The following is a 1,033-nucleotide window of genomic DNA, read 5'->3' as shown; positions in this document are numbered from 1 at the left end:
ACCGAACCCGTGACGTCCGTCGTGCGGAAGTAGAACTGCGGGCGGTAGCCGTTGAAGAACGGCGTGTGGCGCCCACCCTCCTCCTTCGTCAGGACGTACACCTCGGCCTTGAACTTGGTGTGCGGCGTGATCGAGCCCGGCTTCGCCAGCACCTGACCGCGCTCCACCTCCTCGCGCTTCAGGCCGCGGAGCAGCGCGCCGATGTTGTCGCCCGCCTGCCCCTCGTCGAGCAGCTTGCGGAACATCTCCACGCCCGTCACCACCGTCTTGACCGTCGGCTTCAGGCCGACGACCTCGATCTCCTCGCCCACCTTGACGATCCCGCGCTCCACGCGGCCCGTCGCCACCGTCCCGCGGCCCGAGATCGAGAACACGTCCTCGACCGGCATCAGGAACGGCTTGTCCGTCGCGCGCTGCGGCGTCGGGATGTAGCTGTCCACCGCGTCCAGCAGCTGCTGGATCGCCGGCTCGCCCAGCTCTCCCTTGTCGCCCTCGAGCGCCTTGAGCGCCGACCCCTTCACGATCGGGATCTCGTTGCCCGGGAAGTCGTACTCCGTGAGCAGCTCACGGACCTCGAGCTCCACGAGGTCGAGCAGCTCCTTGTCGTCCACCATGTCGACCTTGTTCAGGAAGACGACCATGTACGGCACGCCCACCTGACGGGCGAGCAGGATGTGCTCGCGGGTCTGCGGCATCGGACCGTCCGCCGCCGACACCACCAGGATCGCGCCGTCCATCTGCGCCGCCCCGGTGATCATGTTCTTCACGTAGTCCGCGTGACCCGGGCAGTCCACGTGCGCGTAGTGCCGCTTCTCCGTCGAGTACTCGACGTGCGCCGTCGCGATCGTGATGCCGCGCTCGCGCTCCTCCGGCGCCTTGTCGATCTGATCGTACGCCATGAACTGCGCGCGGCCCTTCGTCGCGCAGTACTTCGTGATGGCGGCCGTCAGCGTCGTCTTGCCGTGGTCGACGTGACCGATCGTCCCCACGTTCACGTGCGGCTTGCTGCGCTCGAACTTCTCCTTGCCCATGA

At 67.3% G+C, this 1,033-nt stretch carries 1 protein-coding gene; it reads right to left on the bottom strand.

What is annotated here, in order from left to right; translation table 11 throughout:
• Positions 1-1,031: elongation factor Tu (gene tuf / locus MNY60_RS23510; protein ID WP_242341610.1), on the bottom strand; the 1,031-nt coding region annotated here is incomplete at its 3' end.
• Positions 1,032-1,033: the final 2 nt, after the last annotated feature.

Origin of the sequence: Anaeromyxobacter sp. SG17 (assembly GCF_022690695.1) — a bacterium.
Lineage (GTDB): Bacteria > Myxococcota > Myxococcia > Myxococcales > Anaeromyxobacteraceae > Anaeromyxobacter > Anaeromyxobacter soli.
The sequence above is the reverse complement of the archived record's forward strand: the minus strand, read 5'-3'. Positions and strand labels throughout refer to the sequence as shown.